Origin of the sequence: Microbacterium sp. USHLN186 (genome assembly GCF_037145155.1) — a bacterium.
GTDB lineage: Bacteria > Actinomycetota > Actinomycetes > Actinomycetales > Microbacteriaceae > Microbacterium.
In genome coordinates this window covers 375,725-396,786 of record NZ_JBBCYA010000002.1, presented here as the reverse complement: position 1 = coordinate 396,786, position 21,062 = coordinate 375,725, and the positions used below count along the sequence as shown (strand labels likewise).

General features: G+C 69.0%; 18 protein-coding genes. 10 read left to right on the top strand and 8 right to left on the bottom strand.

Features of this window, described 5'->3' with window-relative positions; genetic code table 11:
- Nucleotides 1–2 precede the first annotated feature (2 nt).
- Nucleotides 3–425 (bottom strand): 30S ribosomal protein S16, encoded by a 423-nt coding sequence (gene rpsP / locus WFG93_RS05930; protein ID WP_336645398.1) that lies wholly within the window; start codon nt 423–425, stop codon nt 3–5.
- A 265-nt stretch (nt 426–690) separates the two neighbouring features.
- On the opposite strand from rpsP, the gene WFG93_RS05925 reads away from it, so the two are divergent.
- Nucleotides 691–1,782: a glutamate--cysteine ligase gene (locus WFG93_RS05925; protein ID WP_442928238.1), complete on the top strand. Its 1,092-nt coding sequence runs from the start codon at nt 691–693 to the stop codon at nt 1,780–1,782.
- A gap of 46 nt (nt 1,783–1,828) precedes the next feature.
- Here WFG93_RS05925 and WFG93_RS05920 read toward each other — a convergent pair whose 3' ends face one another.
- On the bottom strand, nt 1,829–2,797 hold the full coding sequence (locus WFG93_RS05920; protein WP_336645396.1) for a sugar-binding transcriptional regulator: 969 nt from the start codon (nt 2,795–2,797) through the stop codon (nt 1,829–1,831).
- A gap of 100 nt (nt 2,798–2,897) precedes the next feature.
- Between WFG93_RS05920 and WFG93_RS05915 the strand changes: the two genes are divergently transcribed.
- From WFG93_RS05915 to glpK, 3 genes are all read left to right on the top strand, one after another.
- Entirely contained in the window at nt 2,898–4,616 is a 1,719-nt protein-coding gene (locus WFG93_RS05915; protein WP_336645395.1) for a glycerol-3-phosphate dehydrogenase/oxidase, read from the top strand.
- Nucleotides 4,617–4,705: 89 nt separating this feature from the next.
- Complete coding sequence (locus tag WFG93_RS05910) at nt 4,706–5,458, top strand: MIP/aquaporin family protein (RefSeq protein WP_336645394.1); 753 nt, start codon at nt 4,706–4,708, stop codon at nt 5,456–5,458.
- A 31-nt stretch (nt 5,459–5,489) separates the two neighbouring features.
- Nucleotides 5,490–7,004, top strand: coding sequence for a glycerol kinase GlpK (glpK, locus tag WFG93_RS05905; protein ID WP_336645393.1), 1,515 nt, complete (start codon nt 5,490–5,492; stop codon nt 7,002–7,004).
- A gap of 51 nt (nt 7,005–7,055) precedes the next feature.
- Here glpK and WFG93_RS05900 read toward each other — a convergent pair whose 3' ends face one another.
- The gene (locus WFG93_RS05900) at nt 7,056–7,943 is read right to left on the bottom strand and encodes a LysR family transcriptional regulator (protein WP_336645392.1); all 888 of its coding nucleotides are present in this window, start codon (nt 7,941–7,943) and stop codon (nt 7,056–7,058) included.
- 78 nt (nt 7,944–8,021) lie between these two features.
- Between WFG93_RS05900 and WFG93_RS05895 the strand changes: the two genes are divergently transcribed.
- Nucleotides 8,022–8,936 carry an EamA family transporter gene (locus WFG93_RS05895; RefSeq protein WP_336645391.1) on the top strand — a complete coding sequence of 305 codons (915 nt, stop codon included), beginning with the start codon at nt 8,022–8,024 and terminating at the stop codon, nt 8,934–8,936.
- Nucleotides 8,937–8,940: 4 nt separating this feature from the next.
- On the opposite strand, the gene ffh is transcribed toward WFG93_RS05895, so the two are convergent.
- Nucleotides 8,941–10,494: a signal recognition particle protein gene (gene ffh / locus WFG93_RS05890; protein ID WP_336645390.1), complete on the bottom strand. Its 1,554-nt coding sequence runs from the start codon at nt 10,492–10,494 to the stop codon at nt 8,941–8,943.
- A 75-nt stretch (nt 10,495–10,569) separates the two neighbouring features.
- Nucleotides 10,570–11,154 carry a TetR/AcrR family transcriptional regulator gene (locus tag WFG93_RS05885; RefSeq protein ID WP_336645389.1) on the bottom strand — a complete coding sequence of 195 codons (585 nt, stop codon included), beginning with the start codon at nt 11,152–11,154 and terminating at the stop codon, nt 10,570–10,572.
- 111 nt (nt 11,155–11,265) lie between these two features.
- Here WFG93_RS05885 and lipB point away from each other — a divergent pair, with 111 nt between their 5' ends.
- Together lipB and lipA are read left to right on the top strand one after the other, a co-directional pair.
- Entirely contained in the window at nt 11,266–11,907 is a 642-nt protein-coding gene (gene lipB, locus WFG93_RS05880) for a lipoyl(octanoyl) transferase LipB (RefSeq protein WP_336645388.1), read from the top strand.
- Nucleotides 11,904–12,896, top strand: coding sequence for a lipoyl synthase (lipA, locus tag WFG93_RS05875; protein ID WP_336645387.1), 993 nt, complete (start codon nt 11,904–11,906; stop codon nt 12,894–12,896). Before lipB ends, lipA begins: the two co-directional genes overlap by 4 nt.
- A 33-nt stretch (nt 12,897–12,929) precedes the next feature.
- Here lipA and WFG93_RS05870 read toward each other — a convergent pair whose 3' ends face one another.
- The 3 genes from WFG93_RS05870 to smc form a co-directional block, all read right to left on the bottom strand.
- Nucleotides 12,930–13,430 (bottom strand): DUF2004 domain-containing protein, encoded by a 501-nt coding sequence (locus tag WFG93_RS05870; RefSeq protein WP_336645386.1) that lies wholly within the window; start codon nt 13,428–13,430, stop codon nt 12,930–12,932.
- Between the two features lie 38 nt (nt 13,431–13,468).
- A complete protein-coding gene (gene ftsY, locus WFG93_RS05865; protein ID WP_336645385.1) occupies nt 13,469–14,344 on the bottom strand; it encodes a signal recognition particle-docking protein FtsY in 876 nt (291 codons plus the stop codon).
- Between the two features lie 163 nt (nt 14,345–14,507).
- The gene (smc, locus tag WFG93_RS05860; protein ID WP_336645384.1) at nt 14,508–18,044 is read right to left on the bottom strand and encodes a chromosome segregation protein SMC; all 3,537 of its coding nucleotides are present in this window, start codon (nt 18,042–18,044) and stop codon (nt 14,508–14,510) included.
- Nucleotides 18,045–18,556: 512 nt separating this feature from the next.
- On the opposite strand from smc, the gene WFG93_RS05855 reads away from it, so the two are divergent.
- From WFG93_RS05855 to WFG93_RS05845, 3 genes are read left to right on the top strand one after another with little or no spacing between them, the layout of a single operon-like run.
- Nucleotides 18,557–18,835: a hypothetical protein gene (locus tag WFG93_RS05855; RefSeq protein WP_336645383.1), complete on the top strand. Its 279-nt coding sequence runs from the start codon at nt 18,557–18,559 to the stop codon at nt 18,833–18,835.
- Nucleotides 18,836–18,842: 7 nt separating this feature from the next.
- Nucleotides 18,843–19,940, top strand: a complete 1,098-nt coding sequence (locus WFG93_RS05850) for a GNAT family N-acetyltransferase (RefSeq protein WP_336645382.1) — start codon at nt 18,843–18,845, stop codon at nt 19,938–19,940.
- Nucleotides 19,937–21,061 carry a GNAT family N-acetyltransferase gene (locus tag WFG93_RS05845; RefSeq protein ID WP_336645381.1) on the top strand — a complete coding sequence of 375 codons (1,125 nt, stop codon included), beginning with the start codon at nt 19,937–19,939 and terminating at the stop codon, nt 21,059–21,061. Before WFG93_RS05850 ends, WFG93_RS05845 begins: the two co-directional genes overlap by 4 nt.
- Nucleotide 21,062: the final 1 nt, after the last annotated feature.

Sequence of the window (21,062 nt, the reverse complement as noted above, 5' to 3'; positions counted from 1 at the left end):
GATTACTCTGCGTCGGAAGCGGTCTCGGCCGCGTCGTCGGCGGGAGCCTCGGCAGGAGCCTGCTCGGCCTTCTTCTCGGCCTTGGGCTTGATGACGGACTTCTTCGCCGCGTCGATCTCGAACGGCGCCTTCGGCTCGGCGACCTGGACGGTCGACTTCGCGTCCTTGTCGCCCTTGAACCGGCCCCAGTCGCCGGTCAGCTTGAGCAGCGCGGTGACCTGCTCGGTCGGCTGCGCGCCGACCGAGAGCCAGTACTGCGCACGCTCGGAGTCGACCGTGATCACCGAGGGGTTCTCGGTGGGGTGGTACTGACCGATCTCCTCGATCACGCGACCGTCGCGCTTGGTGCGCGAGTCGGCGATGACGATGCGGTAGTGGGGTGCACGGATCTTGCCCATGCGCTTGAGGCGGATCTTGACAGCCACGATTCTCCTGAATGGTGTGGAAAGAAAGATGAACCGGTCGCCTGGAGAGTGGGGTGCACATCCGGCGGAAGCTCTGAAGGGGGGACGGATGCTGGATAGAGGGTCGAGCAGCCGTCCGACCCTCTATTCTGCCAGATCCCCGAGCCGCGCGCGAAACGACACGTCGCGCGCGGCGCGCCCCGTCATCCCCGCGTGTCAGACTGTGCGCGTGCCGATCGATTTCGCCGCCTCCGCCCGCTCCACCGTCGGGCTCGAATGGGAGGTCATGCTCGCCGACCCCGCGACGGGCGACCTCGTCGGACGCGCGCCGGAGCTGCTGACTCTGCTCGAGCAGCAGAGCGCCCACGAGCGGCACACCGTGACCGGCGAGCTGCTGACCAACACCATCGAGGTCACCAGCGGTGTGGGGCCGACGGTCGCGGATGCCGTGGATGACATCGCCCAGGCGATCGCAGCGGTGCGCCGCTCGACGGATCCGGCCGGCATCGAGCTGCTCTCGGCGGGAAGTCACCCCTTCGCGCAGTGGTACGACCAGCGCGTCACCGACAAGAACCGGTATCGGAAGCTCATCGAGCGCACCCAGTGGTGGGGGCGCAACATGATGATCTGGGGCATCCACGTGCACATCGGTGTGGACGACCGCGACAAGGTGCTCCCGATCATCGGGGCGCTCTCCTCCTTCCTGCCGCATCTTCAGGCGCTGTCGGCGTCGAGTCCGTACTGGGCCGGTGAGCGCACCGGTTACGCATCGAACCGTGCCCTTGTCTTCCAGCAGCTGCCCACCGCGGGTCTGCCGTGGTCGATCGAGTCCTGGGCGCAGTTCGAGACGTACGTCGACGACATGACCCGCACCGGCGTGCTGGAGGATCCCTCGGAGATCCGCTGGGACATCCGCCCGGCGCCCAAGTGGGGCACGATCGAGGTGCGTGCCTGCGACGGCATGTCGACCCTCGCCGAGCTGGCATCCGTCGCCGCGCTCACGCAGACCCTTGTGGAGTTCTTCTCGCGCGAGATCGACGAGGGCCGGCCGCTGCCCACTCTGCAGCCGTGGTTCCACCGCGAGAACAAGTGGCGCGCTGCGCGCTACGGCCTGGATGCCCGGGTGATCGTCGATCGCGCGGGCTCGCAGGTGCCGGTCAGCGCGCATGTGGAGGCGCTGCTCGAGGACCTGTCGCCCATCGCCGAGGACCTGCGCTGCACCCGCGAGCTGGCCGGGGTGCGACGGATACTCGAGCGGGGCGCGAGCTATTCGCGTCAGCTGGAGGCTGCGGATGCCGCGGACGGCGATCTGCGCGAGGTGGTGCACCACCTCATCCGGGAGTTCCGCGCCGGCCCCGCCGGGTCCGTCGCCGACTGAGCGCATCGGCGCTTCGAGGGTCACTCCGTGCGCAGCACGGCGATCCTCACTCTGCGTCGACCAGTCGCCGCGCGAGGGTCTCGTCGAGCACGACGTCGGTGATGAGTCCGGCGGCGATGGCGGCACGCAGGGAGCCGAGCTTGGCGGAGCCGGACACGATGCACACGCGCCGTGGCACTCGCCGCAGCCGGTCCAGCCCCGGGCCGGTGGAGCGCGCGTTGAGGCGCACGTCGCGCCAGCTGCCGTCTGCGCGGAAGAACACCGTCGCCACGTCGCCGATCACGCCGTCCTCACTGAGGCTCTGGTAATCGTCGCGCCCAAGGTAGCCGCCGACGTAGACCCGACTGGGCACGTCGGACTGCGGGGAGCCGAGCCCGAAGACCGCGATGTCCATTTTGGCCTGATAGGCGAGCACGCGCCGGGTGCTGCGCTCGCGCCACATGGCGTCGCGGGTGTCCGGGCTGTCGAAGAACGCCGGCACCGGGAACTGCTCCACCTGCGCACTGAACGCCTGACCGAAGCGCTGCAGGATGTCGCTGGAGTACTCCAGACCGCTGGTCTGGGTGTTGCCGGCGCCGTTGAGCTGCACGAAGGTCGTGCCGTGGGTCTCCTTCTGCACGAGTGACCGGCTGACCATGCTGATCGTCGAGCCCCAGGCGACGCCGACGACCATGTTCGACTCCACGAACTGCGACAGCAACCGACCCGCAGTGAGGGCGACGCGCTCGAGCCGCTCGACCTCGCTGACGCGCTCCGGGATCGGCACGATGTGCGCGGCGACGCCGTGTCGTTCTCCGACCCGCTGCTCGAGCATCCCCAGACGCTCCAGGGGCGAGTTGATCCGGATGTCGACGAGCCCGACCTCGCGGGCGAAGCTGAGCAGCCGGGAGACCGATGAGCGCGAGGTGCCGAGCTCGCGTGCGATGACCTCCATGGTCTGATCCTGCATGTAGTAGAGCTGCGCCGCGGTGAGAGCGGCGATGAGCTTGCGCTCGCGTGCGTTCCTCTCCGGCATTGCTCCTCCGATCACAATACTTGCACATATGTGCACTTCGCTTGCACACGATGCGATGGAGGTCGATGCTGGGGGTCACCCGAAGATAGAGAGGTCGAAGATGATCGAGTCGACACACTCAGCGCCCGAACGTGACGCGGTCCGCGCCGTTCGAGAGGCAGGACGCACCACGGTGCTCATCATCGGAGCGGGCATCAACGGAATATCCACGTTCCGGGATCTCGCGCTGCAGAACGTGGACGTCCTCCTGGTCGAGCGTGGCGACTTCGCATCCGGAGCCTCCTCCGCATCGAGCCACATGATCCACGGCGGCATCCGCTATCTCGAGAACGGCGAGTTCCGCCTCGTGCGCGAGTCGGTGCAGGAGCGCAACGGGCTGCTGCGGATCGCACCGCATTACGTCAAGCCGCTGCAGACCACCATCCCGATCTACTCCACGTTCTCAGGCATCCTCTCCGCACCGCTGCGCTTCCTCACCCACCGCAGCGGAAAGCCGAAGGAGCGCGGTGCGTTCCTGATCAAGCTGGGCCTGACGATCTACGACACCTTCTCGCGCGACGGCGGCATGGTTCCCCGCCACCGGTTCCTGGGTCGCAAGCGCTCGCTGGCAGAACTGCCCGAGCTCGATCCGCACATCAAGTACACCGCCACCTACTACGACGCCTCCATGCACGACCCGGAGCGGCTCGCCCTCGACGTGCTGCAGGACGGCCTCGCTGCGCACAGCGGCGCCAAGGCGCTGAACTACGTCGAAGCCATCGGTCGCGGCCCCGACGGCGTGCGCCTGCGTGACCTCGAGAGCGGCACGGAGTTCACCATCGCCGCCGATGTCGTGGTCAACGCGTCCGGCCCGTGGACCGATCTGACCAACGGGGCCCTCGGCGACGAGACCCGCTTCATGGGCGGCACCAAGGGCTCGCACATCGTGCTCGATCACCCTGAGCTGCTCGAAGCCACCGGCGGGCGCGAGATCTTCTTCGAGCACTCCGACGGCCGCATCGTGCTGATCTACCCGCTCAAGGGTCGCGTGCTGGTGGGCACCACCGACATCGACGCGGACCCGCGAGAGGTCGCGGTGTGCACCGAGGAGGAGATCGACTACTTCTTCGACCTCATCCATCACGTCTTCCCCACCATCGCGGTCAGCCGCGATCAGATCGTGTACAGCTTCTCGGGCATCCGCCCGCTCCCCCGCCACGAGGACACCGCGCCGGGCTTCGTCTCCCGCGACTATCGCATCGAGGTCGACCGACAGGGCAGCGTGCCGCTGGTCAGCCTGGTCGGCGGCAAGTGGACCACCTTCCGCGCACTCGGCGAATCGCTTTCCGATGTCGTGCTCGATCTGCTCGGGCGCAGCCGGTCCGTGTCGACGAGCGGCCGACCGATCGGCGGCGGCGAGGGCTTCCCGCGCACCGCACGCGCCCGCCACACCTGGCTCGGACAGCACCTGCCCGGCGCCGGTGAGCGGGCAGAGCGCCTGCTCACCCGGTACGGCACCCGGGCGGCGGAGGTCTGGGACTTCATCCGCGAGGGGGACGACGCCCCACTCGCATCCGGAGACCTCTCCACTCGCGAACTCGCCTGGATGGTCGAGCACGAGCATGCCGTGCGCCTGCAGGACATCGTGCTGCGGCGCACCAGTCTCGCCTTCACCGGCGACGTCGACCGCGGTGTGCTCGAGGAGCTGGTCGACGCGCTCGCGCCGCTGCTCGGCTGGGACGCCGCCCGACGCGATGCCGAAGTCGAAGACACCCGCCGTCTGCTCAACGAGCGCCACGGTCTGAGCCTGCCCGAATTCCCGTCCCGCCATCTCGGCTGACGGGTCTCATCGTCGCTCTCCTCGCGATGTATACCCCCATCTAGCGCCCGCTTGGGGAGGGCTGGCGCGCACGAAAGGTCAATGACGACATGCCAGATATCAACCTCGGCCTGTATTTCCTCTCCGAGTTCGTCGGCACAGCGATGCTGATCCTGCTCGGTTGCGGCGTGGTGGCCAACGTCGCTCTCGCCAAGAACAAGGGCTTCGGCGGCGGTTTCCTCATGGTCAACTGGGGGTGGGGCCTGGCCGTGTTCGCCGGTGTGCTGGCATCGGCCTACTCGGGTGCCCTGATCAACCCCGCGGTCGGGCTCGGCCTGCTGCTGGCGGGCAAGATCACCTTCGTCGCCTTCCTGGTGGCGACCGCGGCGGAACTGCTCGGCGCGATCGTCGGCGCGGTCCTCGTGTGGCTCGCCTACAAGCAGCACTTCGACGCCGAGGAGGACCCGGCCAACAAGCTGGGCGTGTTCTCGACCGGCCCCGCGATCCGCTCCTACGGGTGGAACCTCGTCACCGAGATCATCGGCACGTTCGTGCTGATGTTCGTGATCTTCGCCTTCGCGGACTACGGCGACATCCAGATCGGCACCCCGGGAGGCCTCGGCCCGCTGACCGCGCTGCCGGTCGCCCTGCTCGTCGTCGGCATCGGCGCGTCGCTCGGTGGACCGACCGGGTACGCCATCAACCCGGCGCGTGACCTCGGGCCCCGCATCGCGCACGCCATCCTGCCGATCCATGGCAAGGGATCCAGCGACTGGTCGTACTCGTGGGTGCCGGTCGTCGGCCCGTTCATCGGTGCGGCGATCGCCGCTCTCCTCGCGCCCGTCCTGCTGAACCTCGCCTGAACCCTGACCCGCATTTCAAAGGAGAAACACAATGGCTGAATACATCATCGCCATCGACCAGGGAACGACCTCCAGTCGCGCCATCATCTTCGACCGCAAGGGCAGCATCATCGCCACCGGCCAGAAGGAGCACGAGCAGATCCTGCCCAAGGCGGGGTGGGTCGAGCACGACGCGACGGAGATCTGGCGCAACGTGCAGGAGGTGATCGGTCTGGCTCTCAGCCGCGCCGACCTGACCCGCCACGACATCGCCGCCGTGGGCATCACCAACCAGCGGGAGACGGCGGTGGTGTGGGATCGCACCACCGGCAAGCCGGTGTACAACGCGATCGTCTGGCAGGACACCCGCACTCAGGAGATCGTGGACCGGCTGGCCGAGGACGGCGGCGTCGAGCGCTTCAAGCCGATCGTGGGGCTGCCGTTGGCGACCTACTTCTCCGGCACCAAGATCGCCTGGATCCTCGAGAACGTCGAGGGTGCACGCGAGAAGGCCGAAGCCGGCGACCTCATGTTCGGCACGACCGACTGCTGGGTGCTCTGGAACCTCACCGGCGGAACCGACGGCGGCGTGCACGCCACCGACGTGACCAACGCCTCGCGGACGCTCTTCATGGACCTCGAGACGCTCGAGTGGCGCGATGACATCCTCGAGGTGTTCGGCGTGCCCCGCTCGATGATGCCCGAGATCCGCTCGTCGTCGGAGGTCTACGGCACCGCCGAGAGCTCGTCGCTGCTGCGCGAGACCCCGATCGCCGGCATCCTCGGCGACCAGCAGGCGGCGACGTTCGGTCAGGCCGCGTTCGACACCGGCGAGAGCAAGAACACCTACGGAACGGGCTGCTTCCTCATCTTCAACACCGGTGAGGAGATCGTGCACTCCAAGAACGGCCTGCTCACCACCGTCGGGTACAAGCTCGGCGACGGGCCGACCCACTACGCGCTGGAGGGCTCGATCGCCGTCACCGGATCGCTGATCCAGTGGCTGCGCGACCAGCTGGGCATCATCAGCACCGCACCCGAGGTCGAGGACCTGGCCCGTCAGGTCGACGACAACGGCGGCGTCTACATCGTCCCGGCGTTCTCGGGCCTGTTCGCGCCGTACTGGCGTCCGGACGCCCGCGGCGCGATCGTCGGCCTGACGCGCTACTCGAACCGCAACCACATCGCGCGCGCCGCCCTCGAGGCCGTCGCGTTCCAGACCCGCGATGTGCTCGACGCGGTGAACGCCGATGCCGGCGTGGACCTGTCGGAGCTGAAGGTGGACGGCGGGATGGTCGCCAACGACGCGCTGATGCAGTTCCAGGCGGATGTGCTGGGTGTGCCGGTGGTCCGTCCCGTGGTGGCCGAGACCACGGCACTGGGCGCGGCGTACGCTGCGGGTCTCGCCGTGGGCTTCTGGAACGGGCTCGACGACCTGTCGGCCAACTGGCAGGAGGACAAGCGCTGGGAGCCGAGCATGGACGCCGAGGAGCGCGACCGTCAGCTGCGTCTATGGCGCAAGGCGGTCTCGAAGTCAATGGACTGGGTCGACGCCGACGTGAGGTGATGGCCTCGTGACCAGGCGGGCCCGGAGAATTCTCTCCGGGCCCGCCTTTCGTCATTCACTCTCGGGAAGGAGCGCTTCGATCACGGCGAGGAACGCCCGCGCGACCGCGCGCGGCGCCCGCGCGTCCCACGCGGCGTACTCCACCCGGAGTGGACCGTCCAAGACCTCGACGGGGACGACGTCCGCCCGCGATCGGATGACGACACCCGGCGACAGCAGCGTGACCGCGAGTCCCGCGGCAACGAGTCCGAGCATCAGTTCCGCGGAGTCCGCTTCGAAGGCGACATCGCGACCCAGACCGGATGCCGCGAACGCCGCGTCGCCCTGCGCCCGTCCGGACGTCCCCGCCGGGAAGTCCGCGAATACGGCGCCCGCGAGATCGTGAAGGCGGATGCTTTCTCGTCCGGACAGCTCATGACCCGGTGGCACGGCGACGACGAGCCGCTCCTGGGCGAGCACGCGCAAGCCGACGCCGCCGGGGACGATCTCGGCGCGGAGCCCCAGGAGCGCGACGTCGAGTTCGCCCCGGCGGACGGCGGCAATGAGCGCGTCGCTGTTCCCGACCGTCAGCTCGACCCGAACGGCAGGGTGCACGGCGCGGAAACGTGCGATCAGCGCCGGCACGTCGATGGCGGCGACCGTCGGGATGACGCCGACGCGCAGCGTGCCGATCACTCGCCCCGCCGCCGCCGCGGCATCCTCCTTCGCCGCATCCGCCGCGGACACGACGATCCGCGCCTGCCGCAAGAAGGCTTCACCCGCCTCGGTCAGACGCACGCTCCTGCTGGTGCGGGTGAACAGCGTCTGTCCAAGTTCTCGTTCGAGCGCGGCGATCTGATGGCTCAGTGCGGACTGGGTGACGAAGCAGCGTGCAGCCGCGCGCGTGAAACTGCCGGTGTCGGCGACCTCGACGACATAGCGCATCTGCTGCAGGTCCATGGATTCATGATCCCAGTTCATGCCTATGAAGCAAAGTATGCGTTGGACTCATGACCAAGACAGGAGCACGCTGAAACCATGAACCGGCCGACCCTGCTGCTCCTCACCGCCCTCGCCCCGATGGCCTGGGGCACCACGTACCTGGTCACCACGGAACTCCTGCCCGCGGGGCATCCACTGCTCGCCGGTCTCCTGCGCGCGCTCCCAGCCGGCTTACTCGCGATCGCGATCGGCCGCACGCTCCCCCGCGGGGCATGGTGGGGCAAGGCGGCGGTCCTCGGCATCCTCAACATCGGCGCTTTCTTCGCGCTGCTGTTCCTCGCCGCCGAGCGCCTTCCCGGGGGCGTCGCGGCCGCCGTCGCAGGCGTGCAGCCGCTCATCATCCTCGGACTCGGGTCGCTCATCCTCAAGGAACGCATCCGTCCGCTCACGGCGGCCGCGGCGGTGGCCGGTACCGGCGGTGTGGCACTGGTCGTGCTCGGCCCGGCCGCCGAACTCGACCTGATCGGCATCCTCGCCGCGCTCGGTGGCATCACGGCCACCGCGTTCGGCATCATCCTCACCAAGCGGTGGGGCCGGCCGAGTGGCGTCGGCCCGATCGCCTACGCGGGCTGGCAGTTGACCGCGGGCGGGCTCTTCCTCCTCCCGCTCACGCTGCTCCTCGAGGGCGCACCGACGACCGTCGACGCCGGAGCCGTCGTCGGCTACATCTGGCTGGGCACGGCCGGCGGTCTCATCGCCTACACGCTCTGGTTCCGCGGCATCCAGCAGCTGCCGGTGGCCGCTCCAGGTCTGCTCGCCCTTCTCTCGCCCGTCGTCGCCACGGCGCTCGGCGCGCTCGTGGCCGGGGAGACTTTCACACCGATGCAGGTCGTCGGCCTGGTGCTGGTCTTGACCGCGCTCATCGCCGGTCAGATCTTCGCTCAGCGGACCAGTGATCCATCCACGCCGCACGCCGGGGAGACCCGCGCGGACGAGCTCATCCGGCGCTGACTGATCAGCTCTTGCCGAACAGCTTCTGGATCTCGGCGAGATCCGCCTCGCTGGGCGCCTTCTGTCCGCCCAGCCCGAAGCCGCTGCCGGTCGGGTTCGCATTCGCGGTGGTGAGGCCGGCGTTCTCCGCCGCGCGCTTGGCCGGATTGCCCGACCGCGAGCCGCCGCCCTTGCCCTTCGCCCCCTTCTTGCCCCGCTTGCTGGAGGCGCCTGGCTTGCCCATCGGGCCCATGCCGGGAATGTTCGGGGTGCCGCCGCGCGCGACGGTCTTCATCATCTTCGCTGCCTGCTCGAAGCGCTGCACGAGCTGGTTGACGTCGGTGACCGTCATGCCCGATCCCTTCGCGATGCGCAGACGTCGCGAGCCGTTGAGCACCTTCGGGTTGCGTCGCTCGCCGGGGGTCATCGAGCGGATGATCGCCTCGGTGCGGTCGATCTCGCGCTCGTCGAAGTCCTCGAGCTGCTGCTTCATCTGGCCCATGCCCGGCAGCATGCCGAGCATCTTCTTCATCGAGCCCATCTTCTTCATCTGCTGAAGCTGCTCGAGGAAGTCCTCGAGCGTGAAGGCCTCGTTCGCGAGCTTCTCGGCGACCTTCATCGCCTCTTCCTCGTCGAAGGCCAGCTGCGCCTGTTCGATGAGAGTGAGGATGTCGCCGAGGTCGAGGATGCGGCTCGCCATGCGGTCGGGGTGGAACGGCTCGAGGTCCTCGAGGTTCTCCCCCGTCGAGGCGAAGATGATCGGGCGGCCGGTGACGGATGCCACCGAGAGCGCCGCGCCACCGCGCGCGTCGCCGTCCAGCTTGGACAGCACGACGCCCGTGAAGTCGACGCCCTCCTGGAAGGCCTTCGCGGTGTTCACCGCATCCTGGCCGATCATCGCGTCGATGACGAACAGCACCTCGTCGGGGCTGGTGGCGCGCCGGATGTCGGATGCCTGCTTCATCAGCTCCGCGTCCACGCCCAGGCGTCCCGCGGTGTCGATGATGACGACATCGTGCTGGTGGCGGCGGGCGTACTCCACGCCGTCCTTCGAGACGCGGATCGGGTCGCCGACCCCGTTGCCAGGCTCCGGCGCGAAGATCGTCGCTCCCGCCCGCTCGGCCACGACCTGCAGCTGGTTCACCGCGTTGGGGCGCTGCAGGTCGGCGGCGACGAGCAGCGGCGTGTGCCCCTCGCCCTCGAGCTGCTTGGCCAGCTTGCCGGCGAAGGTCGTCTTTCCCGAACCCTGAAGGCCCGCGAGCATGATCACCGTCGGCGGGTTCTTGGCGAACTCCAGGCGGCGCTGCTCGCCACCGAGGATCGCGACGAGCTCCTCGTTGACGATCTGCACCACCTGCTGAGCGGGGTTCAGCGCGCGGTTGACCTCGTCGCCGAGCGCGCGTTCACGCACCTTGGCGGTGAAGTCCTTGACGACGACGAGAGCGACGTCGGCGTCGAGGAGAGCGCGTCGGATCTCCCGTACTGTGCCGTCGACGTCGGCGGGGGTCAGCTTTCCCTTCGTGCGCAGATTGCGGAAGGTCTCGGTGAGCCGATCGGAGAGCGTGCCAAAGGTAGCCATGGTGCCTCTGATTCTACGCGAGCGCTCGCAATCCTCCGGCCTCCCTCGGCGACGCGAGCCGGCACCGCTTTCCGCTCACCCCCAGGGCAGATCGTGGATGCTGCGCAGGGCCTCGTCGAACTGCGTCTCGAGCGAAGCCTGTCCGGCGCCGTGCTCAGCCCACACCCGCAGCGATGAGAGCACCGCGGTGGCCAGCGCGGCGCCGAGGATGACCGCGCGCACCTCGTCCACCCCGGCGCTGCGCGCGGTCGCCGCAATGGCCGAGGCGATTCGCGCGTGGCGCAGCCCGGTGTCGCGCAGCAGCTCGCCCTCCACACCCATCGCCGCGGCGTTGCGCAGCGCGAGCGCGAGTGGGTCGGGCGCGAAGCCCTGCAGCATGGGCCGCAGCGCCTGCTGCACGGCTGGACCGTCGGCATCCGTGCCCAACCGGGCCAGCGCGATCAGGGCGGCGTCGACACGTGCGTCGAAGTTGGACCACAGCACATCGCTCTTCGACGAGAAGTAGTTGAAGAAGCTCGACCGGCTCACTCCGGCACGGCGGGTGATGTCCACGATGGACGTCGCGTCGTAGCCCTGCTCGAGGAAGAGCTCGCACGCAGCTTCGGCGAGCGTCTCGCGCGACGAGGCCCGCGGTCGGCCGGCACGGGGGACGGTGTCCATACCGATCAGCGTAGTCGCGACCGTGGCCGCGCCTACGTCAGCGCACGCGTAGCGGCGTAGAGTGTGGTGCGATAGTTCTTGGACACCATCCAACAATCGGAGAATACGCTGATGCTCGACATCCAGATCCGTGGTCTCGCCCCCGACTACGTGCCGTACCTCGAGGGGTGGGAGCTGCAGCGCAGCATCCACCGCGACATCGTTGCCGGCGCGCGCCCGGACACTCTGCTGCTGCTCGAGCACGAGCCGGTGTACACCGCCGGGGCACGCACTGCACGTCACGAGCGCCCGCAGGATGGCACGCCGGTGGTCGACGTCGACCGCGGCGGCAAGATCACGTGGCACGGCCCCGGACAGCTCGTCGGGTATCCCCTCGTGCGCCTGCCCGAGCCGATGGATGTCGTCGCGCACGTGCGCCGGCTGGAGGGACTGCTGATCGAGGTGCTGCGGCCCCTCGGCGTCGACGGCTACCGCGTCGAGGGACGCAGCGGTGTCTGGGTGCGGCGTCCGCTGGGTGAGGACAAGGTCGCCGCGATCGGCGTGCGCGTGCAGAAGGGCGTCACGATGCACGGCTTCGCCCTCAACTGCGACAACACGCTGGCCGGGTTCCGCGGCATCGTGCCCTGCGGCATCACGGATGCCGGCGTCACCACCCTGAGCGAGGTGACCGGCTCCCACATCACGCCGACGGACGTGGTGCAGCAGGTGGCAAACGCATTCGCCGCGGAGTACGCGACGGAGGTCGCCGCGTGAGCGCGGCACGTCCGGAGGGGCGCCGGCTGCTGCGTCTGGAAGTGCGCAACGCCGAGACTCCCATCGAGCGCAAGCCGGAGTGGATCAAGACCAAGGCGAAGATGGGCCCGGAGTACACGGCCCTGCAGTCGCTGGTCAAGACCGAGGACCTGCACACCGTCTGCCAGGAGGCCGGCTGCCCGAACATCTTCGAGTGCTGGGAGGATCGCGAGGCGACCTTTCTCATCGGTGGATCGCAGTGCACGCGCCGCTGCGACTTCTGCCAGATCGACACCGGCAAGCCCGACGACTACGACATCGACGAGCCACGCCGGGTGGCCGAGAGTGTCCAGCGGATGGGACTGCGCTACGCCACGGTGACCAGCGTCGCGCGCGACGACCTGCCCGACACCGGCGCGTGGCTGAACGCCGAGACCGTGCGGCAGATCCATGCGCTGAACCCGAACACCGGCGTGGAGCTGCTCGCCAACGAGCACAACGCCGACCCGGCATTCCTGGGGCGGATCTTCGACGCACGGCCTGAGGTGTTCGCGCACAATGTCGAGACCGTGCCGCGCATCTTCAAGCGCATCCGGCCCGCGTTCACGTATGAGCGCTCGCTGAGCGTGATCACCCAAGGGCACGAGGCCGGACTCATCACGAAGTCCAACCTCATCCTCGGCATGGGCGAGGAGCCCGAGGAGGTCGTCCAGGCGCTGCAGGATCTGCGGGATGCCGGATGCGACATCATCACCATCACCCAGTACCTGCGCCCCACGCCGCGCCATCTGCCGGTCGCCCGCTGGGTGAAGCCCGCGGAATTCGTCGAGTTCAAGACGGAGGCCGAGCGGATCGGCTTCCTCGGCGTGCTCGCCGGTCCGCTGGTGCGCTCGTCGTACCGGGCCGGGCGGCTCTGGGCGCAGTCGATGGTGTCGAAGGGACGCGAGATCCCGCCGCATCTGTCGCACATCGCCGAGAGCGCCGAGCTCGGCTTCGCTCAGGCGGTCTGAGCGGTCTGAGCGGCTGCGTGCGGCTTCGTGCAGTCAGTCGCCGCTGGTGACGGACTGCACGGATCCGTCGGAGGCGAGGTTGACCAGCAGCACCTCGTCATCGATTTCGGCGTCGAGCGTGTACTCGAGCACGGCGAACGGGTCCGAGCCGCCGTGCTCATCGGCGAGGATCGTCATGCTCGACAGACGCAGCGAGCGGATGATGTCCACGGCGGCGTCGCCGCTGACATCCACCAGCACGTCCTCGAGCTCGTCGCCGAGCGACTCCTGCTGGTGCAGGATGTACTCCGTCACCTCGCTCGTGCGGTCATCGACCTCGGTGAGCATGGCGCCGCGCACGGTGGCATCCAGCTCCTCCAGGCCGGCGATGAGCGCGGCTGCCACGTCCAGTGCGGCAAGCGAGACGTCGTCCTGATCGGGAGCGGTCAGATCGACGGTGACCGACTGGTCGCCGAAATCGATTCGCTCGGTCCAGAAGATGGCGCCGTCGGGACCCGAGGACAGCACCCCGAAGTAGTCGTGTTCGATCGCCATATCGCTATGAAACCAGCCTCTCCGCTCGGGCGGTAGTCCTAGGCGCCGACGAGCGACGAGACGAACACGTGCGGCGTGAAACCGGTGAGATCATCGATCCCCTCGCCCTGGCCGAGCAGCTTGACGGGGATGCCCGTGCGCTCCTGCACGGCGAGGACGAAGCCGCCCTTCGCCGAGCCGTCGAGCTTCGTGATGACGAGGCCGGTCACGCCCGCGTGCTGCAGGAACGACTCCGCCTGCATGACGCCGTTCTGACCCGTGGTGGCGTCCAGCACGAGCAGCACCTCGCTGATCGGCGCCTGCTTCTCGATCACGCGGCGCACCTTCGAGAGCTCGTCCATGAGGCCGCTCTTGGTGTGCAGGCGCCCGGCGGTGTCGATGATGGCGATCTCGATGCCCTGGTTCTTCGCGAACTCCACCGTCTGGAACGCGACGGAGGCCGGATCCTGGCCCTCCTGCTGCGGGCGGACGATGGCCGCTCCCCCGCGCTGTGCCCAGGTCGCGAGCTGCTCGACGGCCGCCGCGCGGAACGTGTCGGCGGCGCCGACCACGACGCTGCGCTCGTAGCCGCGGAGGAACTTGGTGAACTTGCCGATCGTGGTGGTCTTTCCGACGCCGTTCACCCCGACCACGAGCACGACCGCAGGACGCTCGGTGAGCTTCAGTGTGGTGTCGAACTTGGCGAAGCGCTCTTCCAGCGTCTCGCGCAGCATGCGCTGCAGGTCGCGCGGGTCGGTGGTGCGGTAGCGGTCGACCTTCGCACGCAGTTCGTCGAGCAGCTGCTCGGTGATGTCTGGACCGAAGTCCGCGGTGATGAGCGCCGTCTCGAGGTCCTCCCACGTCGTCTCATCGATGGTGGGCTTGACGAACATGCCGCGCAGCGCGCGACCGAGGGACCAGGACTTCTCCGCCATGACTCCAGCCTACGATGACGGGAAGAGCCCGCGTCGCCTGTCGAGATCCACGACGGATTGATCGAGGGAAGGAGAAAGCGCGGGTGAAGGATGCTGCGGCCCGCATGCGTCCGTCGCTGAAAGGATTTCCTTCCTCCGATCACGCCTTCAGCCCGGGCAGGCGTCAGGCGGATGCCGCCGCGCGGTCACCCACGCGCTGACCGACCACCGCGGATACGCCGTCCTGGCGCATCGAGACGCCGTACAGGGCATCCGCGATCTCCATCGTGCGCTTCTGGTGGGTGATCACGAGCAGCTGGGAGTTCTCGCGCAGCTGCTCGAACACCGTCAGCAGGCGACCGAGGTTCGCGTCGTCGAGCGCAGCCTCCACCTCGTCGAGGATGTAGAAGGGGCTTGGCCGCGCCTTGAAGATCGCGACCAGCAGCGCCACGGCCGCGAGGGAGCGCTCACCGCCGGAGAGAAGCGAGAGCCGCTCGATCTTCTTGCCGACCGGGCGCACCGCCACCTCGATGCCGGTGGTGAGCATGTCGTCGGGGTTGGTCAGGGAGATGCTGCCCGATCCCCCGGGAAACAGCAGCGGGAACACTTCGCCGAACGCCTGCCGGGTGTCCTCGAAGGCCGCGGCGAAGATCGTCTGCATGCGCTCGTCGAGTTCGGCGATGATCGTCAGCAGATCCTGCCGCGTCTTGGTGAGGTCGGCGAGCTGTTCGGTGAGGAAGGCATGGCGCTGCTCGAGTGCCGCGAACTCCTCCAGCGCGAGCGGGTTCACCCTTCCCAGCTGCACGAGCTTGCGCTCCGCGTCCTTCAGACGCCGCTCCTGAATGCGCCGGTCGAAGGGAATACCGTTCTCGGCATCCTCACCCTCGTCGATCGGCCGGTCATCCTGCGGGTCTCGGGGAACAAGCTGGTCGGGTCCGTATTCCGCAACGAGAATGTCTTCTTCCAAGGCGAGCTCGGATGCCACCCGATCCAGCAGGCTCGTCAGGTGCAGCTTCTTCTCGTGGATCTGCAGCTCGAGTCCGTGCACGCTCTCGGTCAGCCCCGAGAGCCGATCCCGCAATAAGCTCTCCTGACGGCGCAGGGCGACCAGCTCCTCGTTGTGCGCGGCCCGCTCCGCCTCGGCGGACGCCAGCGCGAGCCGCGCTTCGCTCACCGAGCGATCCAGCGAGTCGAGCACCCGCGGCAGCTCCGCCACCACGGCGGACGCCGCTGCGCGCTGGCCGCGACGGATCACGGCGCGCCGCGCCGCTTCGGCTGCGGCCGTGCGCTCCTGCTCGCGCTGCCGCTCGAGCGTCGCCACCCGCGCCTGCGCGGCGCGGATCCGTTCGCGCAGCGTCTCGATCTCGAGGCGAGCACGCATCTCGCCCTCCCGCGCCCGCTCCAGCGTCTCCAGCAGGCCGTCGCGGGCGGATGCATCGAGCACCGGTCGCGGCTCCTGCTCCGCCGCAGCGAGCTCGTCCTTCGCCGCGGCCGCCGCGCGCTCGGCATCCGCGACCGCTGTCTGCGCCTGTGCAAGCCCAGACTCGAGACGTTCGCACTCTGCGACCGCCGCCTCGTGCTGCACGGTGACCCGGTTCAACTGCTCCGCATGACCGGCGAGGGCGGCGTCGTGCTCACGCAGCGCGTGCAGCGCGTCCTTGGCCGCGCGTCGGGCGTCTTCGACGCGGTCGGCGGCATCGACCCGCGCCTCACGCAGGGGGTCGACGACGACACGCACCTCGGCGAGCCGATCGGCGGCGGCGTCGCGTTCGGCGGCGAGCTCGAGGCGGGACGCCTCACCCGACCCGGCGCGCATCGTGTGAGCCGTGATCACCTCGCCGTCGCGGGTGACCACGGTCAGCCGGTCGTCGCCCGTGCCGTCGAGCTGACGACGAGCGGCGCGAGCACGATCCAGATCGTCGGCGATGAGCACGTGGGCGAGCAGGGCGCGCACACCGTGCGGTGCGTCGACGACCTCGCTCGCGGGCACGGTGCCGGCGACTTCGCCGGTGATGGGCAACGCGCTGACCGTGCCCTCGGCGACGACGAGATCGACCAGCGCCCCGGTGCTCACCCCGAGCAGCGTGAATCCGTGCTCGGCGGAGTCGACGAGCACGCCCTCGGCGAGGGGGCCGAGCACCGCAGCGACCGCCGCTTCGTATCCCGCGCGCACATGCACGGCGTCGCCGACGAGCCCGCGCACCCCCTCCGCACCGGATGCCACGATCTCGGCCGCTCCCCCGGTGAGCGAGAGCGCGCTGCTCAGCGCCGCCGCCTTCGCCGTCATGGCATCCGCTTCGCGCTCGGCTGCGTGCAGTCGCTCGCGCAGGGCATCGCGTTCGCCCTCCGCAGCCGTCAGCGTGCGCTGCGCCTCCTCGTACGCGGCCGCGAATTCCGCTGACGATCCCTCCAGAGCATGGGCGTCGTCGATGTCCTCCAGCGCCTGCGCGGCCTCGCGGCGGCGCTGGTGCGCCGCTTCCAGAGCCTGCTCCTGTCGCAGCACCGCGCCGCGGACGGCGGCCAGGGCGGATGCCGCGGCATCCGCGGTGCCGCGCAGCGCGCTGAGGCGCATGTCGTACTGCGACACCAGCGCGCTCTGCTCGGCGATGTCGACGTCGAGGGCGTCGAGCTCGGCGCGCGCGCTCACCACCTCGCGGCTCGCGGCCACCGCTGCATCCTGCGCGTCGCGCAGACCGTCTGAGATGCGAGTGATCTCGTCCTTCGCCTCATCGATGACATCCTGCGTCACGGTGATCGCCGTGACCGCATCGTCGTCGTCGGCACCCAGCAGCGCGAGACGCTGGTTGGCGAGGGTGAAGAGGCTGCGCATGCGGTCCTGCGCCTGCTCGAGGCCGAACGCGATGCCACGCGCCCGATCGACCGCCGCGGAGTTCTGCTGCTGTTCCAGACGCTGGATGCCGGCGCGCACCGTCTCGGCCTGCTCCGAGAGCACCAGACGCTCGGTGTGCCGCTCGTGCTCGGTGCGGGTGTGATCGGCCAGCGCCGAGCGCAGCGCGACGACGTCGTCGGCGAACAGGCGTGCCTTGGCGTCGCGCACCACCGCGGCGATGGTCTGCGCTTCCCGCGCGATCTCGGCCTGCCGGCCCAGCGGCTTGAGCTGGCGACGGATCTCGCCTGCCAGGTCGCTCAACCGCGTGAGGTTGGTCTCCATCGCGTCGAGCTTGCGCACCGTCTTCTCTTTGCGGCGACGGTGCTTGAGGATGCCGGCGGCCTCCTCGATGAAGCCACGGCGCTCCTCTGGCGAGGCCTGCAGCACGGTGTCGAGTCGTCCCTGACCGACGATGACGTGCATCTCACGGCCCAGCCCGGAATCGCTCAGCAGCTCCTGCACGTCGAGCAGGCGACATCCGGAGCCGTTGATCGCGTACTCGCTGGAACCGTTGCGGAACAGGGTGCGGCTGATCGTCACCTCGGCGTACTCGATCGGCAGCGCGCCGTCGCTGTTGTCGATCGTCAGCTGCACCTCCGCGCGTCCCAGCGGTCCGCGAGTGGACGTGCCGGCGAAGATGACGTCCTCCATCTTGCCGCCGCGCAGTGTCTTCGCGCCCTGCTCGCCCATCACCCAGGCGAGTGCGTCGACGACGTTCGACTTGCCCGATCCGTTCGGTCCGACGATGCAGGTGACGCCGGGCTCGAAGACGAAGGAAGTCGGCTGCGCGAACGACTTGAAGCCTTTCAGCGTCAGGCTCTTCAAGTGCATGAGCGCGCCTTCGGGATCGGGGACTTCACGGTTCAGACGCTACCGGAATGCCGACCGTGCGCTCGGATCCCGCGCGGTGTCGCGGGTGGTTGCCGGCAGGCGACACGCCGCACGGGGAAGAAAGTTCTTGACGCCGGCGACGAAATACCGCTAGCGTGACTGCTCGATCACAAGAGAGGAGGTCACCGATGATGATCACGAAGCTCGACGCCTGGTTCCCAGTGTCGCCCGTCTGCGCCCCGAATGGCGCCGCTCCGGTGACCTTCGCCCGTTCTCTCGGCTAGAACCGCACCGCCTCTCCCGATCTCTCAGACGCCTTCGCGGCGTCGGATCGATGATCGTCCTCGCTGTCACTCGCACAGCCGCCCGCCTCGCGGGCTCCGCCCGTCAGCGTCCTGACTCCGGCCGAGCTGAGCCTCGACCGCCCGTCGTGGAACGCTGCGTTCCCGGGCACCGGCGTCGCCGTCCATGGCGACCGCGCCCAGCCACCATCACAGAAAGCGCACACCATCGTGAGCACCGTTCTGCTGTCCGACGATCGACAGCACACCACCATCCACCCGCCGGATACCGAGGGTCGTCAGATCCTCAGCATCCCCGACCACGACGAACTGCGTCGACTCGGCCTCGCCGACCGGCTCGGCTTCCGATTCGGGCTCTGGCTTCTGCAGCGCAGCATCCGGATCCGCGAGAGTGCCGCGCCCCGCACCCCCGAGTTCGACCGTCGTCCGCTTCGTGAGAGCGAAGCGATGGCGCTGCTGGCGTGGGGCCTGCAGCGTCACATGCTGTGAGGATCCGATGACCATCGTCACTCTTCCGAACGGCGCCACCCTGCGTCCGCTCGAGCTTCCGGCCCGAGCGGACGCAGGGCCCACCCCGCTGGTGCGGCGCTACGCCGAGGTGCGCAACACCGTCATCCGCCAGGTCACCGGCCGCGACGACGACGTCGTGCCTGCCGAGTCCCTGCTGCCTCTGCTCCGCAGCGATGCGGACGTGGTGCGCCGGCAGTGGTACATCGAACGCGGGGGCGAGCTGATCGGCTGTGCGCCGCTGAACATTCCCCAGGATGACGGCGACACCATCGCGACCGGCACCATCGCCCTGCTGCGCGAGCACTGGAGCCGCGGGATCGGCAGCGCCGTGCTGAACGTGCTCGAAGAGCATGCCAGGGCGGCGGGCGCGCAGCGGATGCTGTGCTGGGAGGAGCATCACGGCGACGACGGCACCCAGATGCTCCGGTCTCCCACGGGCGTCGGCGCAGTGCCGCGGGATCACGCCGCACGTTTCCTGGATCGGCACGGCTTCCGGCTCGAGCAGGTCGAACGTGCGAGTGAGCTCGCCCTCGATGCAGCAGCCGACCAGCGCATCTCCGCACTGCACGACGCGGCTCTGCGCCACGCCGCCGAATACCGCACCGTGCAGTGGATGCTTCCCACCCCGCCCGAGCACCTCGACGACTACGCATGGCTGAAGTCACGCATGTCGACGGATGTCCCCGACGGGCAGCTGGGTATGCCGGTGGAGGTCTGGGATGCCGAGCGCGTGCGCCGTCATGATGAGCGCTATCTCCGGCGCGGCGCGGCCGTGCTGGTGACCGCCGCCGAGCACATCGCCACACGACGGCTGGTGGCGTTCACCGAGCTGGCGATGTTCGGCGACGACGACACAGCCAAGGGCGACCAGCAGGACACCCTCGTGCTCGCAGAGCACCGCGGGCACCGTCTGGGCACTCTCGTGAAGACCGCCGCGCTGCAGTCGTGGCGGCGCCGGTATCCGCACTCCCCGCGTGTGGTCACCTACAACGCGGAGGACAACCGACCCATGCTCTCGATCAACGAAGCCCTCGGCTTCACCCCCGTCGCCCATGAGGGCGCCTGGCGGAAGGACCTTCTATGAACCCCACCCTCGCACCTCGGTCGACCCCGGCCTCGACGCCGTCGCCGTCGCCGTCGTTCACGATCAGCGAGATGACCGTGCCGGCGACCCTGGACGACGAGGCGGCCGCGGACTTCCTGACGCTCGTCGCCCTCAACAACGCCGTCTGCCTGAGCGACACAGGCCTAGAGGACTTCGCCCGCACGCCCGAGGAGCTGCTGCCGCATCTGCAGGACGGCGTCGACGAGAAGCATCTGACCCTGCTCGCACGCGAGGGGTCGCGCATCATCGGCGCGGTCACCGTCAGTCACGCCACCGCCGAGCCCAGCAGCGCCGAGTTCGATCTCATGGTGCTGCCGCCCGACTGGGGTCGCGGCGTCGAGAATGCGCTGCTGGACGCCGCGGAGGCGCATGCGCGCGCGCTCGGTCGCAAGGTGCTGCAGACGTGGACGCTGCACCGTGCGGATGCCGGGGACCCGGCGCTCGTGCCGCGCACGGGATGGGGTCGCGTGTCACCGACCCCGCACGCGCAGCTGCTGCTCGAGCGGGGATTCACCCTCGAGCAGGCCGAGCGCAACAGCGCCCTCGACCTGCACGCCGACGACGCGCCGGTCGAGCGGATGCTGGCCGAAGCCCTCGCCGCCGCCGGCGACGACTATCGCGTGGTCGAGTGGACTCTGCCAACACCGCCCGAGCTGCGCGACGGCTACGCCTGGGCCCTCTCGCGCATGTCGACGGATGCGCCCAGCGGCGACCTCGAGATCGACGAGGAGGTCTGGGACGCCGAACGGATCGCGCGCCGGGACGCGCGTTTCGTCGACGGCGGCCAGACCGTTTCCGTGGCGGCCGTCGAGCACGTGCCCACCGGAACCCTCGCGGCGTTCAACGAACTCGCCATCGGGGCGGATCCGTCCGGCGTCACCCACCAGTACTGCACGCTCGTATTGAAGGAGCACCGCGGGCACCGGCTGGGACAGATCGTGAAGTGCGCGAACGTGCTGCGCTGGCGAGCGATCGCCCCGCATTCCCCGCGCATCAGCACATTCAACGCCGAGGAGAACCGTCCGATGCTCGACATCAACGAGGCGATGGGCTTCACCCCGGTCTCGTACGCGGGCGCCTGGCAGAAGCGACTGGAGTGAT